This window comes from Citrobacter sp. MGH110 (genome assembly GCF_001037515.1).
Taxonomy (GTDB): Bacteria; Pseudomonadota; Gammaproteobacteria; order Enterobacterales; family Enterobacteriaceae; genus Citrobacter; species Citrobacter portucalensis.
Genome location: NZ_KQ089830.1, coordinates 1641851 through 1655871 on the forward strand (window position 1 = coordinate 1641851; position 14021 = coordinate 1655871).

The following is a 14021-nucleotide window of genomic DNA, read 5'->3' on the forward strand; positions in this document are numbered from 1 at the left end:
AATATTCCAGTACATTTCACGCTGACACCGTTATTACTCTGCAGGCATTGTCGGCCACTCGATATCCGGTGCAGAGCCGGTATCTGTGGCTTCCAGTGCCTCAATATAGTCCAGCACCGCATCAAGACGGGCTGCATCACTTCCCGACAGTCTCCGCCCTGCACGTAACTTCAGCTGAATCAACTCCACCGACGCCATTGCTGCATCAATCAGTGACTGCCGCTGTGTTTCTGCCACTTCCACTGCAGCGCAGCGTTGAGCTTCCGTATCCGTCACCCATTGCTCACCATTCCATTTATCGTATGGCGTTGATGGGGGAATGGTGGTTGTGTTTTCAGGATAATCCCCTGGGACAGTGATTTTTTTTGATTCTCCTGTCCCGGTGTCGTAGACAATTTCCCCCCGATGATCCGGCACATATTCCCATGCACTTAAATCTGCCGTGCGGCAGACGACATATCCTGCCAGGGGGACGTCAGGTGCATCCGGACACGAACCGGCAGGAATACCCACCCCCACAGCAAGGTATTCCGTCGATGCCGACAGATATTCCCGCGTGACGCGGTCATAGTTATAAACGGTTATATACCCTTCTTCTGTGGCAATAAACTCACCGTTTAATACCGCCTTATTCATCATGCAGCCCTCACAATATAGTTAAATGCAATATTACGGGGTCGGGTTTCCCACTCTCCGGTTGAATCAATCCCACTGATTTCTCCGCCATTGGGTTGCTCAATGTAATCAGCAAATGCTCCACTGGTGCCTCCGCTGATACTGATATACCTGTCGTCACCCGCACGACCGGTGCTGATGAATAACCGGTGTGAGTGATATTCAATGGCATGTTCCTGACTACTCAGCAGTGTACGTCCGGCATCAACACCACGACCATCATCCCAGCCACGGATAAACTCGCCCCGCAAATCCGGTAATCGTCCTGTCGGGAAAACTTTCGCCAGCGCCGGGTAGGCTTCAGCAGAAAATGACGCACCGTTACATTTCAGCCAGCCTGCCGGTGGTGTGTGTAACGGCCACGGGAGCGGGATACCTGCCGGAAAGGGCTCGCCACCTTCCAGTCCCAGGTATTTCAGCACCTCATTTTTCGAGTTCTGACCAATTAACACCCGCCCGACCGCCGTCAGATTTGCCAGTGCCATAGTGTTTCTGTCATTGAAATAAGGCAACTTATTACCGGCAGCGGCCAGCCCTGATAAGGACGTCAGTATTTCGTTAAGCGGCTGTTTACCTGCCAGCAAATTCGTCATCGTTGTCGCAAAGTTCGGGTCATTACCCAGCGCTGCCGCCAGCTCGTTCAGTGTGTCCAAGGCTTCAGGAGATGAACCAACCAGTGCAGCTATCAGTTTGCGCACAAACGCCGCGTTCGCCGTTTCCAGACCAGATGCATCGTCCGGTGGGGTTGGTGTGGTGGGCGTCCCGGTGAAGGCAGGGCTGTCCAGGGGTGCTTTCGTCTTCGTCTCATCCATAACGATTTTGACGGCCTTTGGTGTGACTGCAAGTGTTTCAGATGTACTGTCGGTAGAACTGCTGAGTTGCACTATTCCCTTTTTTGTCGTGCTCGCATCCTCAAGCCCCACTGCGGATGCAATATCCTCTGCACGTTTTGCCGCATTCTCCGAACGCGTTGCTGCAGACTCTGCCGCACTTTTACTCCGCGCAGCCTCCGCCGCGCTGTCTGCCGCCTCTGTCGCCTTCGTGGATGCCTCGCTGGCCGACAACGCTGCCGCCGTTTCTGAGCCTGCTGCAGCTGAGGCGCTCTGTTCCGCTGCCGTTTCAGAGGACTTAGCGTTAGTTTCAGACGTTTTTGCCACCTTCGCGGCATTTCCTGCCGCCGTTGCCGAGGAAGCTGCACTACTGGCGCTTGATGATGCGTTCGTTTCTGATGATTTTGCTGCCTCTTTTGAGGCCGCCGCATCCCGGGCTGAGATGGCGGCTTCTGACGCTTTCGTGGTCGCTGTGGATGCAGATGTAGCTGCTGATTGTTGTGACGCCGCGGCATTCGTTTCTGACGTTTTTGCAGCTGCGGCACTGGTGGCCGCTGCATTTTTGGATGACTCTGCAGTTGTGGCACTTTTTGACGCTTCTGTGGCCTTTATTGATGCCGTTTCAGCACTGGAAGAGGCTAACTGTGCTGACGACAACGCAAGTCCGGATGAGGTGCTGGCTGCCCGAGCTGAATCTGCAGCATCAGTTGCATGGGTTGCAGCCTGCCCGGCAGATGCGCTGGCATCGCTGGCTGATTTCTTTGCATCAACTGCATACTGTGACGCTGATGCTGCATTTCGCGCTGCCTCTTCCACCATTTGCTCAAAGCGGCGGAGTGCCTCAGGACGCACATCATCCTCAGAAAGTGCACCAAGAAAGTCATTCAGTGTGCCGGGCTTAGAGTCCTCATAGACAGTTATCATCCCTGCATGAGCAGGAGGATAACCTTCGACAAGCAGGATGACGCTGTACTGGCCATACTCAACGTCCATAGCGTAACTCCCGGCCTCATCCGGATTTTCCGAGGCTACTGTATTCACCACCACCGTAGTGCTGTTCCGTTTCGCTTTCAGTTGAATAGTGCAGTTCTCTATGGGCTTTCCTGCACCGTCTTTAAGTACGCCCGAAATGTGTACCGGCATAATTACCCCATAAAAAAACCCCGCCAGTGCGGGGCTAATAACTGAACTGATATCATTCCCCTCGCTGAAGGACGGGAAGGATGCAAGGGCACACTCAGGCAAGAGTGATACCTGTGGATGCTTTTTTAACCACCATAACAACCAGGTCGCTTATCCAGGCTGAAGGGTTCCATTTATTACTGCTTCTGGAAGAAACCGAAAAAGTCATCGTGACATGTCCCCTTCCGGCGGGCATATCAATCACCCCGGAGTAGGTCGACGTTCTGTCCGTCACACTGTCATTAAATATCTGCACACCATTTTTACGGATATCCAGAGTACAGGTCGTCGTCCACCACCCGTCCGCACTGTCGCTGATGCTGTAGCTACTGGATGCTCCGCAGAACATAACAGGTGGAATGATGATCTGCCTGTCAAACGCCTGATCATCAAATACCGTCAGAGTCAGCGTGCCTGACGGCCAGCCGTTGTTATGGTGTTGTGGATCCACGCCTGCACGCGGAAAACTTTTTGCGACGGCTTTAACAATATCCCCGTCAATCTGATTCGCCGACAGTTTTCCCAGGATCCGGCAGTTCTGATTGATTGTGATATTGTCCAGCGTACCGGAGCTGGCGTTAATGTTGCCGCTGATATCCGCATTTTTAGCGGTCAGCCTTCCGTCCGGCGTCAGTGAGAATGCTGGCGGATATCCGCCGCTGGTAATGGTGGGCGCCGTCAGATATTTCAGGAAGACTTCGTTCATGAATATCTGGTTGCCCTGCGCCACAAACATCGGCGTGGTGTTGCCATTAGCCGGATCAATAAACGCGATTCGGTTTGCCGCCACCAGAAACTGGCTCAGTTTTCCTTCCGGGGTGTCCTCCATGCTGAGGCCAAGGCCGGCAACATAGTGCCTGCCGTCTTCGGTCTGCTCTATTTTGACGCCCCACATGGCATTCCATTTATCGTTGGCGTCTTTCCACTCTTTAGAGAACTGCTCCAGCCTGCTGGCGTTATCCTCTGTCAGTTCGACTTTTTCCAGTAACTCCTGGCCTAAGTGGGATTCCGTTATCTGGCCTTTGAAAAAATCCAGATAACCTTCAGCATCATCGCTGGCTCGACCTGCTTCCTCCACAAATGCTGATTTCCCGACAGTATTTACGCTGCGGATATAGAAATAATAATCCCTGCCGGGCTTAATATTGATACTGGCGGCAATCCAGTACAACGCCGTGCCAAGATAGCGGGCGGTTGTTTCAACCTGCCTGATATCAGCAATCTGCTTTTCCGAGAACCAGAACTCAAACTGTACCGTCGGGTCATAAACGGCAAGATGCGGCGTGGCGGTTATCTGAAAATATCCCGGCGTCAGTTCAATACGCGACGGTGCTGCAGGCGCAGCGATTCTGAAAGAAACCGACGCAGGGCTTCCCTGCTGCCCCCAGGCATTCGCGGCTCTTACTGTCAGCGTGTAGCGCCCCAGCGCCAGCTGTGTAAACCGGTATGTGGTTTCAGTTGTTCTTACCGTAGTGACCAGCCGCTCACTGCCGTCATCCGCTGTCGCTGTCAGACGAAGCATGAAGCTCACACCCTTCACCACTTTCGGGGTTTCCCAGCGCGCCAGCACCAGATATTCCCCGCTGTCTGCGGTGACTTCGGCTGTCAGATGTTGCACCGCGGGCGGCGTGACGCCATTCACCGTGCCACTCTGGTCACCGTCAAAGTGCGCCCCGTTATCCACGATGGCCTCTTTTTCCGGCACATGCTGCACGGCGGTGATGGCATACGTACCGTCATCGTTTTCCCGGATACTCACACAGCGGAACAGACGCTGGCGCAGTGTCGGCAGTTTCAGTCCCCACACGCTGTATTCTGCAACCCCATCAGGAACCCGGCTGACTTTCACCGTCATGCCGTCGGTGACGGACCGGACCTCCACGCTGACCGGATGTCCTTCACCATCAACCAGGCTTATCAGCGTGGTTCCGGAAGACGGCAGCGTGATTTCACGGTCGAGCGTCAGCGTCCGGGTCTGGCTGTTCACCGCCAGAACACGCCCGCCAGTACTGATCCCGGCATAGTCATCATCGCAGATTTCAATGACGTCCCCCGGCACATGGCGAAGCCCTTCAGCCCCCACGCTGAAGTCCACCGTCTGGGTTTCCAGCAGCTCCGTTTTTATCAGCCACAGCCCGGCGCGGTGCGCCTGTCCCCGGCTGGTGCAGCCAAAGGCATCCATCTTCGTAACGTTGCGCCCGTAGCGGAGAATAGCCTTCGTGTCCTCCACGAGTTCCGTTGCCGTTTCCCAGCCGTTATTCGGGTCGATCCAGTTCACCTCAACGGCATTATGGCGGTCCTTCAGGGCGCTGAAGCTGTAGCGGAACGGCGCGCCATCATCCGGCATAACCACGTTACTGCGGTGATAGGTCCACACCCTGTCAGATGGTCTGTCCTGCACAAATGTCAGCGTCTGCCCGTTCCAGACAGGCATACACCGCATCGCCGAGCAGAAATCACTGAGCACATCCCACGCCTTACGCTGCGTGGCCAGGTAGGCATTACAGGTGATGCGCGGCTCCGTTCCACCAAAACCGTCCGGCACTGACTGGTCGCAGTATTGCCCGATGGCATACAGCGCCCATTTGTCCACGTCTGCCGCCCCGAGGCGTTTTCCCATGCCGTAACGCGGGTGGGTGAGCATATCCCACAGGCTCCAGGCCATGTTGTTGCTGTATGCCGGTTTAAACGTCCCGTCCCAGATGCCACTGTACTTCCGCGTCTGCGGGTTATAGTTCGACGGTACCTGCAGAATACGCCCGCGCAGATGGTAATTACGGCTCACCTGCTGGCTGCCGAACTGCTCTGAATCCACCTGAACCCCAACCAGTGCGCTGTTCGGATAGCACTGCTTTACATCGATGATTTCGGTGTACGACGACCAGAGGGTTTTGTTCTGCAGTTGGTCTGTGGTGCTATCCGGCGTCATTCTGCGCATCCGGATATTGAACGGGCGCGGCGGCAGGTTATCCACCACCACCGAGGCCAGATACTGCGAGGTGGTCTTGCCCCTGATGGTAATGTCTTTTTCCGTTAACCATGCACCGTTGCGCTGGATCTGAATCAGCAGGCGAACTTCCGAAGGGTTCCGGTCCCCCTTTGACGTGGTTTCCACCAGCGCCTGCACACCAAAGGTAAAACGCAGGCGGTCAATGTTCGCTGAAGTGATGGTACGGGTGATCGGCGTATCATATTTCACTTCCGTACCCAGCACGGTTTCTGAGCCAGTGGATTCAAATCCTTCCGGCGGTGTCTGCTCCTGCTCTCCGGCACGGAATACCACCGTCACACCAGAGATGTTGGCATTACCTTCACTGTCCAGCACCGGCGTACTGTTCAGCAGCACACTTTTCAGCCCGTCCACCGGACCTTCAATCGGACCTTCACTGATGGCATCAATCACGCTCAGCAGCTGCGTCGATTTGAGATTATCCTTCGCTTCACGTGGGGTATGCCCCTTACTGCTGCCTTTACCCATTCCTCATGCTCCAAAAACGACAAAACCGCCCACAGGCGGTTTCACATAAGACTTTTTGCATCAACGGCCAATCACAACGACTTCACCACCATCCCCCTCGTCAGCCGTACTGATTTCCTGGGACACCACCCGCGATCCCACCCGCATTTCGCCGTACAACACCGGCAGGGCATTGCCCTGAGCGACCATGTTGTCCAATGAGGAGAAATAGGTGTTTTGTTTTCCATTGTCCGTGGCTGACTGCCCTGGCATTTTAGGTTTTGGCGCCAGCATCTGGGCCACACCGCCCAGAGCCATTGAAGCACCGAGAGAAAACATGATGTTGCTCGCCGCAATACTTACCCCAGGCATCCATATTGACGCCACAATCAACGCAGCGCCCAGAACGGCCTGAAAAACACCGCCCCTTTTGGCTCCCGCCAGTCGCGGCACTATATGGATCACGGCACCACTTGCCAGCGGTTCATTAAGACGGGCTGATAATTCGGTTTCGCCTGCATCTCGCCCGGCAATCCGTACCTGATACCAGCCATCAATCAGTTTCTGACGAAATGCAGGGATCTGAACAGTCAGCGCCCGGATGGCTTCTGCCCCTGTTTTCACACGCAGGTCGATGTAGCGGCCAAATCGTTGCAAATCCCCGTAAAGGCAGATGCGTGCCATGCCCGGTGCCGCCAGAGGGAGTGTGTGCGTCGCAGCCATTTATCGGTATACCTCTCTCGTTTACTCAGTTGCTCGGGAATATGGTGCAGCAGTTCGCCATTGCCACAATAAATGGCGGCATGATTCGGCACCGATGAGCCAAAACAGCACAGCAGTACATCGCCCGGCTGTGCCGCTGATAACGGCATCTGATACAGCCCCGTCGCCTCCATATTATCCAGATAGAGATTCTGGCCGTTACGCCACCAGTCATCCTCACGCCCGAAATCAGGCATCTCAACCCCGGCCAGATGATAAGAGTCGCGGAACAGGGTGTAACAGTCCGTCACACCGTGCTCAAATCGCCGCCCGGTGAGATGTGGCACACAGCGGAATTTATGAATCGTCCCCCGGCAGACCAGCCACCAGGGCAAATCGCTCTGCACCTGCAGCCGCCGGTCGGCCTCACTCAGATATGGCTGGCCACCGGGATGGCTGTGGACCAGCGCCACAATCTCACCCTGCATTTCTGCCCTCAGCCAGTCCTCCGGCGTCATCCGGAAATAATCTTCCGGCGCACCGGAAATGTTCACGCAGGGAAAATACTTCTCTCCCTCCGGCGTTCTCACTACGAAGCCGCACGACTCCGCTGGCGCACATCGCCGGGCGTGCGCCAGAATCGCTGATTCTGTCTGTGTCATGGGATTTAATGCGAAAGTTTATTGATGGAAAGGAAACCGCCGAAGTTGCCGACGTTGTTACGTAACTTACAACCACTCAGGCACTTGCTGCATTTATCCTTTGTGATATCTGCCGTGGGCTGATCGTACTCATCCGCCACCGCGCCGCCGGTATAGCCACATTCATCGCCGCGGTAACTCCAGGTGCAGGTGTTGGCCAGCATGATGCGCCCCGGAAAAACGGCGCCATCCGTTTCAGCTGGCGTGGACAGCACAAAGGACGCACTTACCGCTGACAGTTCACTGCACTGTTCAATCAGCCAGCGGCTGACCACCTCCTGCTCAGGATCAGCCTCCGGATTACCGCTGATAAAGTTCACCGCATCCAGAAAACGGGCATAAACCTTACGCCTGATGACTGTGCCGCCGACCAGACTCTGCAGATCCTCCACCATACCGGTGACCATTCCGTACAGGTTGGAAACATTCAGCGTCGGTCTGGCGCTTGTACCCTTGCCGTTAAGCTCAAATCCCTTCCCCTGAATCGGATACGCCTGATACTGCCGCCCCTGCCAGGTGACGGCTTCACCCTTCTCATTCTGCTCATTGCAGAAGAAGTAACGATCGCCGCCCACCGTCGTCAAATCAATCTCCCAGAGCACTACGGTCGCAGACTGCTCCGCGCGGGTACATTCATTCAGCGTTTCCTGTTGTATGTCCTGCATCAGTTCACCACCTGTTTAAACTCCGCACTGAAATCAGTGCGAAGCATACTCACCCGCGACGTCCATTTAGCACAGATCACTTTTATCTGCCGGTATCCGTAAGGCGGCGTCCACAGAAAGGCCTTCCAGCCCCCGTGCTCTGCCAGAAATGCTTCCAGCAGCCTGCCTTCATCACGGGTTACGGAAAGCGTCACGCTGTACGTTTTCAGGTCTGCATTCAGCCCAGCTGGCGAACGCTGGGAATAACCATCACCAAACCGCACTTCCCGGAACGACGGTACCGAGGTAACCTCCATTCCGGGCTTAATTTTCCAGCGGAAGGTTTTCATCGCCCACCTCCCGAGAACAGGCCACCGTCACGCATCTGCCCACTCAGCACGTCCAGCGCCGCCTTGCGGGCAACGTCGTAAACCGCTGTCAACGCCTGCGGGCCTATTTGCCCATTCGTACCGTCATTCTGAATCACCACGTTGTTCTTCTGCTCAAATTTTCCGACAGCCTGTCCCCGACTGTCTGCCATGCTGCCCGGCGCCCCCACATAGCCGCCATCGGCATATCCGCGCATCAGCCGGTACAGATTTCCCACACCAATACGGCTGGTTGCCTCCTTCGTGAAGACGAACTCGCCACGGTGAACGATCCCCGCTGGCTCATATTTCCCGCCAGTTCCCGTAAATCCCCCGGTCGCAAAATGAAAGTTCGCTGCCGCATTCTGAATGGCTGTACCTGTTGACACTGATGTGCTGCCTCCGATGAGGCTGCCTACATTACTGACAATCCCAACCATTGCCTGTTTAAGCAGAATTTCTGTCATCATCGACAGTACTGAACGGGTGAAACTGCGCCAGTTCTGTTCGCCACCGGTCAGCATCGCCGCCATGTTCTGCGCGATACCATCAAAAGTCTGCGTTGCCACACCTTTTACCTGCGACAGGCTGTTCGTGACGCTCTCCTCCCATTCTCCCCAGCCTGACATCAGACCAGACATCCAACTGCCGTTCAGCCGGTCTTCCGCAGCCCAGGTTTTCTTCTGTTCCTCCAGTACCTTCTGAAGTGACAGAGGATTATCGCTGTACGCCTCACGCAGCCGCTGCTCCGTCGCCTCACGCTCAGCCTGCCTGTCAGTCAGGCCACGGGATTTGGCATCAATAGCCGCGCGTTTCGCCCGCTGCTGCTGTGCGAATGTCTCTGCCTGCTGAGCCAGCGCGTTCAGGCGCTCCTGATACGCTACTTTGTCGCCCAGGTCAGCCAACTGACGCTTGTATTCCAGCGTCTCATTTTTATGCGCCAGCAGAGATTTTTCCTGTGCTGACAACTGACGCCGTTGCGCTGCGTCTTCCAGTACCGCGTACTGGTTTTCTGTTTTCCACAGTTCCCGGCGTTGCTGGCTGATTTTCTCATTCGCTCCGGCATGTTCCTCCAGCGTCCGGAGTTCTGCCTGAAGCGTCAGCAGAGCGGCATGAGCACTGTCTTCCTGACGATCGCCCGCAGACACTTTCACGCCTGACTGTTTCGGCTCTTTCAGAGTCGCTTCATAGTCCTTTTTCGCCGCAGCCATCAGTGTGTTGTAATCTGCCTGCAGGATTTTCCCGTCTTTCAGTGCCTTGTTCAGCTCATCCTGACGGTCTTTATATTTCTCCAGCGGCGTCTGCAGACGCTCATAAGCCTTCTGCGCCTCTTCGGTATACTTCAGCCGCGACGCTTCAGTTTCACTCTGCGTCTGAGCATTTTTGTCCTGTTTGGCCTGTTCCTCGGCCTTCTTCTTCGCCGCCTCAAGAGCAAGTCGGGCTTTTTCACGATCGTCCCAGTAACGCGCCCGCGCTTCATCATTGACAAAATAGTCATCCTTGCGCAGATTCCAGATTTCATCTGCTTTCTTAAACGCCGCTTCTGCCTTCGCCAGCATCTCCTGAGCGGTATCAGGACGACCGATATCCAGCACCGCATCCCACATGGACTTAAACGCTCTGGCCGTTCTGTCCGCCCAGGTCTCCAGCGTGCCCATGTTCTCTTTCAGACGTCGGGTCTGGTCATCAAACCCTTTCGTTGCGGCCTCATTTGCCGCCTGTAATGCCCCTGCCTCATCACCAGAACGCTGCAACTGAGCAACATACGCAATCTGCTCCGTCGTCACGTTATGGAACTGGCGGGCCATCGCAATAAGCCCTGAGGTCGGGTCTGTGGTCAGCTTTCCAAAGGCCTCAGCAACCTTGTCCGCTTCCACACCTGAAGCAGAAGAAAAACGCGCCACGCTCTGGCTGATGGATTCAAACTGCTCATCACCACGCGCACCGGCTTTCACCAGCGCACTGAGCGCCTCACTGGTCTGGTTAAATGTCAGTCCTGCAGTCTGTCCAGCCCTTGTCAGGACCAGCATACGATCCGCCGTCAGGCCGGACTGATTACCGGAAAGGACCAGCGTTTTATTAAAGTCTGACAGCGTTGAATTACCCTGATACCAGGCATACGCCAGCGCACCAGTGGCAACCGCCAGCGAAGTGGCTCCGACCATCGGCAGTGTGATTGCTCCGGCAAGTCCCCTGAACATGGGGATCATCCCACCGAAGGAGTCTTTCACCTGCCCCCCCTGCTGCAGCAGGATCAGCCACGGACTCTGGCCCCCCGCAAGCTGTGTGGCCACGTCGGTAAACTGCGCAGGCAGCATTCGCATGGCGGCTTTGTACTGCCCGATGGAGATCCCCGCTTTCTGTGCAGCCAGTGCCTGCCGGTTCATTGACTGCTCAACGACTGCTGCTGTTTTTCCGGCATCAGTTTCCGTCCGGGAAAAATGACGCTTTATCCTGGCCATCTGCTCATCGAATCTGGTCGCATCCAGACTCAAATCAACGACCAGATCACTAACCGGTTGAGCCATACCGGACACCTCCTGCAATACCCTCTGATACCGTCATCAGCATTACGTCATCCTCCGTCATACCTGCCACATCAGGGGGGACGGATATGGCTTCATTTCCGTCAGGCCCGAAACGAACCCCACCGGCAAGCCCTGTCGCTTTTCTCATCAGCACATCATCTTCTGTCCCCTCCTCAACCACCCGTTCGTTCAGAAGGCTGAAATCAGACGGATGCATATCCGGATCGCAAAAAAACAGGCTGAGTACGGTGTACGTCAGCCCGGCAAAATGCATATCCAGTTGTGCATCCTGAAAATAATGCGTGTCGTAAAAACGGTGCCAGTCGGCATATTCGGTTGATGACACCCCGGCAAGCATGGCGCGCCAGTCGGGTCGCCCCATCTCACGCGCCAGTTTCAGGGCAAACTTCAGCTCGCCTTCGAATGCTTTCCCGCCGTGATCGGTTCAGCAGTATCCTCCGCCAGTGCCGGAACATCTTCAGTCACTGGCGCAGACATGCCACTCAGACGCTCCACCATATCTGCCGCAGCAGAAATTGCTTCAACAGGCCAGGTGGTCAGCACTTCCTGGTGAAGCTGCTTAATGGCCTCATCCATTGATGGCATCTGCGCTTTCTTCGGGTGGTTGTGCCACAGGGACATGGCCACCAGTAACGCTGCCGTCTTAATGGTGTCTTCCAGCGCCACCCGAGGGTTAACACCGGAGGCCAACTGTTCTTCCTGCTGTTTCAGCCAGGCCAGATGCTCAATACGCTGTAGCGCTGACAGTTCTGAGAGCGTGATGGTCACGCCGTTATATTCAAAGGATTCTGTTTTCAGGAACATTGCTTACTCTCTCCGGATTAACCACCATCTTCCGTAACAGTGATTTCCGCCACGGCGGCAAATTCACCATTTCCGGATACCACCGGGATTTTCACCTTGCCTGCAGCGATACCTTTTACGGTAATGATCATACCGCTCACCGACACGCTGGCTTTTGTTTTGTCAGCAGATGCCGCACTGAAACTGTTGTCGGTCGCACCTTCTGGCTGGAACGCCACAGTCAGGGTGGTGTTCTGCCCTTTCACCACCGACGCACTGGCCGGTGTCACTGTCATGGACGTTGCCGGGGTGACGGTGCTGCGGTCTTCAGCCAGCGACGGGCGCCCGACATTAGTCACTTTCACCGTGCGGGTGATCACTTCTTTCGCGGTAACGGCTTTACCGATGCTACTGACCCAGCCACGAAATACGTCCACCGTGCCGTTCGGGAACCGGATTTTATAGGCCCTAACATCCCCTTCATTAAACCACGCCAGCAGCGCCTGCTGCCCCTGCTCTGCAGGTTTCCACGCCAGCGTGAAGCTGGTGTCACCGGCAGATTTCTGCCCCTGCCCGGTCGCGGTCCAGTCCGCATCTTCATCATCGAGATAGCCGTCGTCATAGGACTCAGCAGTCAGTTCGCCGGGTGTCAGGTCTTTAACTTTTGCCAGGCGCGACCAGTCAACGTCTGAAAGCGGGTTCGCATAAGGGTCACCATTCCCGTTATAAACCCACAGGGTGGTTCCGGCTCCTTTCACCGGCATTGTTGGATTTGGTACAGGCATATCGTCCTCACATTTCGTAGGTAATGACATAAGTCAGATCGGCTGAACTCCACAGCCCCGCATCATCATCGCGCCGGTAGTCATAGCCGCTGGCCACCATACTGGTGATCAAATTTGACAGTGCCGGGATATCTCTCATCACCGGATAAATCCGGGACTCCATCCACGAATCCAGCTCTGAATCCGGCACCTGAGCAGGCAGGAAAACCTCAATATGCAGCTCTGCCTGCCAGGTATCGCTGTCCAGCTCTTCGCCCGTGTATTCAGCGCCGGTGAGATAAACGGCAATTGCCGGAAAATCCGCCTCATCAAAAACAGCGGGGCGACCATCAAAAAACGTCGCCCCGGTATCATGCTTCTCCAGTGCATCCAGTACGGCTGCACGGATATCAGTATGTTTCATCGCTTTATCACCATTCTCAGCTGATGCTGCAGTGCATAGCCCAGCTCTTTCGGAAGACGTTCACGTCGTATCCTTTCAATATTCTGTTTAAACGCCGTGGTCAGCGGCACCGCCATCGGGATTTTCACCACATCAATGGGGTAGCGGTTTTTCCCGTCCACACGCTGCATGACATGCCACCGGCCATTTTTCAGTCGCTGAATAAAAGCGCCGGGGATACGGCGATTCCCCACTACAAGAACACTGCCGCCGCCTTTCAGCGAAGAACTCTGCCCTTTTTTCCTGCGCTTACGGCGGGACAACACGACCCTCGCGTTACCCAGCTTAATCACCGGTAAATCCCCCCGGTTAACCCTGATTCTGGCCTGTGGATTTTTGACCGTGGCCCTTTTCAGCCTGGCCCTTTCCTTTACCAGTTTCCGGCGTACCTTTGTCTCACGGGCAACCTGTGACGCCGACTGCGATATCGCGGATGAAGCAACGCGGTTAATGGCCATTGCGGCGGCACCGGGCACCGCCGTTTTGCTGATACGGCAGAGGTTTTCAACGGCCTGCTCAAGACCTTTTATGGCCATACATCCCCCTTTCAGCGGCGACGGTTAACGGCAGGCGGCACGCCCCGCCCCAGCCAGAGATGACAGCTTCCGCCATCATCCGGCGAAACCCGGTCTATCCAGAAGTTTTCCTCACCGATGGTCAGCGTGTCTCCACGCCGCAGCTGCCGCACATCATCAGTCCGGACAAACAGAGACGGGCTGGAGCCTTCAACACGCACGCCCGGTCCGGCATAGCTGATATTTTCAGGGTCATCAAAAACACCACGTATCACAGCACCGGACTGCTCACCGGATGTAATGGTGGCTGACGTTCCCATGTACCCGCGTATCGTCTCATCGGCGCGGGCAATGGCAGCATCGAACAGATTATCGAAATCAGCCACAG

Annotated in this window: 14 protein-coding genes; all 14 read right to left on the reverse strand. The window is 55.5% G+C overall.

What is annotated here, in order from left to right:
* Positions 1–33: 33 nt before the first annotated feature.
* The 14 genes from SK38_RS07815 to SK38_RS07885 all read right to left on the reverse strand — a co-directional run bounded on the left by SK38_RS07815 (position 34) and on the right by SK38_RS07885 (position 14019).
* On the reverse strand, positions 34–636 hold the full coding sequence (locus SK38_RS07815) for a tail fiber assembly protein (protein ID WP_048235548.1): 603 nt from the start codon (positions 634–636) through the stop codon (positions 34–36).
* Positions 636–2648: a prophage tail fiber N-terminal domain-containing protein gene (locus SK38_RS23795; protein ID WP_156183249.1), complete on the reverse strand. Its 2013-nt coding sequence runs from the start codon at positions 2646–2648 to the stop codon at positions 636–638. The genes SK38_RS07815 and SK38_RS23795 overlap by 1 nt, the downstream gene beginning before the upstream one ends.
* 94 nt (positions 2649–2742) lie before the next feature.
* Positions 2743–6165: a phage attachment tail tip protein J gene (gene gpJ / locus SK38_RS07830; RefSeq protein WP_048235549.1), complete on the reverse strand. Its 3423-nt coding sequence runs from the start codon at positions 6163–6165 to the stop codon at positions 2743–2745.
* A 60-nt stretch (positions 6166–6225) separates the two neighbouring features.
* A complete protein-coding gene (locus SK38_RS07835) occupies positions 6226–6801 on the reverse strand; it encodes a tail assembly protein (RefSeq protein WP_231587321.1) in 576 nt (191 codons plus the stop codon).
* Positions 6765–7508, reverse strand: a complete 744-nt coding sequence (locus tag SK38_RS07840) for a C40 family peptidase (protein ID WP_048235551.1) — start codon at positions 7506–7508, stop codon at positions 6765–6767. Before SK38_RS07840 ends, SK38_RS07835 begins: the two co-directional genes overlap by 37 nt.
* Before the next feature lie 5 nt (positions 7509–7513).
* Positions 7514–8212, reverse strand: coding sequence for a phage minor tail protein L (locus tag SK38_RS07845; RefSeq protein WP_048235552.1), 699 nt, complete (start codon positions 8210–8212; stop codon positions 7514–7516).
* Positions 8212–8541, reverse strand: coding sequence for a phage tail protein (locus SK38_RS07850; protein ID WP_048235553.1), 330 nt, complete (start codon positions 8539–8541; stop codon positions 8212–8214). Before SK38_RS07850 ends, SK38_RS07845 begins: the two co-directional genes overlap by 1 nt.
* Positions 8538–11087 (reverse strand): phage tail tape measure protein, encoded by a 2550-nt coding sequence (locus tag SK38_RS07855; protein WP_048235554.1) that lies wholly within the window; start codon positions 11085–11087, stop codon positions 8538–8540. Before SK38_RS07855 ends, SK38_RS07850 begins: the two co-directional genes overlap by 4 nt.
* Positions 11071–11469: a phage tail assembly protein T gene (locus SK38_RS07860; RefSeq protein ID WP_048235555.1), complete on the reverse strand. Its 399-nt coding sequence runs from the start codon at positions 11467–11469 to the stop codon at positions 11071–11073. The genes SK38_RS07855 and SK38_RS07860 overlap by 17 nt, the downstream gene beginning before the upstream one ends.
* Positions 11470–11495: 26 nt before the next feature.
* On the reverse strand, positions 11496–11912 hold the full coding sequence (gene gpG, locus SK38_RS07865; RefSeq protein ID WP_048235556.1) for a phage tail assembly chaperone G: 417 nt from the start codon (positions 11910–11912) through the stop codon (positions 11496–11498).
* A 17-nt stretch (positions 11913–11929) separates the two neighbouring features.
* The gene (locus SK38_RS07870) at positions 11930–12676 is read right to left on the reverse strand and encodes a phage tail protein (RefSeq protein WP_048235557.1); all 747 of its coding nucleotides are present in this window, start codon (positions 12674–12676) and stop codon (positions 11930–11932) included.
* A 7-nt stretch (positions 12677–12683) separates the two neighbouring features.
* Positions 12684–13079 (reverse strand): phage minor tail U family protein, encoded by a 396-nt coding sequence (locus SK38_RS07875; RefSeq protein ID WP_048235558.1) that lies wholly within the window; start codon positions 13077–13079, stop codon positions 12684–12686.
* Entirely contained in the window at positions 13076–13654 is a 579-nt protein-coding gene (locus SK38_RS07880; RefSeq protein WP_048235559.1) for a phage tail protein, read from the reverse strand. The genes SK38_RS07875 and SK38_RS07880 overlap by 4 nt, the downstream gene beginning before the upstream one ends.
* 11 nt (positions 13655–13665) lie before the next feature.
* A complete protein-coding gene (locus SK38_RS07885) occupies positions 13666–14019 on the reverse strand; it encodes a head-tail joining protein (RefSeq protein WP_048235560.1) in 354 nt (117 codons plus the stop codon).
* Positions 14020–14021: the final 2 nt, after the last annotated feature.

Coding starts and splice junctions, on each gene's coding strand:
- SK38_RS07840 (WP_048235551.1), bottom strand. CDS start 7,508: ATGACACAGACAGAATCAGCGATTCTGGCGCACGCCCGGCGATGTGCG.
- SK38_RS07815 (WP_048235548.1), bottom strand. CDS start 636: ATGAATAAGGCGGTATTAAACGGTGAGTTTATTGCCACAGAAGAAGGG.
- SK38_RS07855 (WP_048235554.1), bottom strand. CDS start 11,087: ATGGCTCAACCGGTTAGTGATCTGGTCGTTGATTTGAGTCTGGATGCG.
- SK38_RS07880 (WP_048235559.1), bottom strand. CDS start 13,654: ATGGCCATAAAAGGTCTTGAGCAGGCCGTTGAAAACCTCTGCCGTATC.
- gpJ (WP_048235549.1), bottom strand. CDS start 6,165: ATGGGTAAAGGCAGCAGTAAGGGGCATACCCCACGTGAAGCGAAGGAT.
- SK38_RS23795 (WP_156183249.1), bottom strand. CDS start 2,648: ATGCCGGTACACATTTCGGGCGTACTTAAAGACGGTGCAGGAAAGCCC.
- SK38_RS07860 (WP_048235555.1), bottom strand. CDS start 11,469: ATGGGGCGACCCGACTGGCGCGCCATGCTTGCCGGGGTGTCATCAACC.
- SK38_RS07850 (WP_048235553.1), bottom strand. CDS start 8,541: ATGAAAACCTTCCGCTGGAAAATTAAGCCCGGAATGGAGGTTACCTCG.
- gpG (WP_048235556.1), bottom strand. CDS start 11,912: ATGTTCCTGAAAACAGAATCCTTTGAATATAACGGCGTGACCATCACG.
- SK38_RS07875 (WP_048235558.1), bottom strand. CDS start 13,079: ATGAAACATACTGATATCCGTGCAGCCGTACTGGATGCACTGGAGAAG.
- SK38_RS07845 (WP_048235552.1), bottom strand. CDS start 8,212: ATGCAGGACATACAACAGGAAACGCTGAATGAATGTACCCGCGCGGAG.
- SK38_RS07870 (WP_048235557.1), bottom strand. CDS start 12,676: ATGCCTGTACCAAATCCAACAATGCCGGTGAAAGGAGCCGGAACCACC.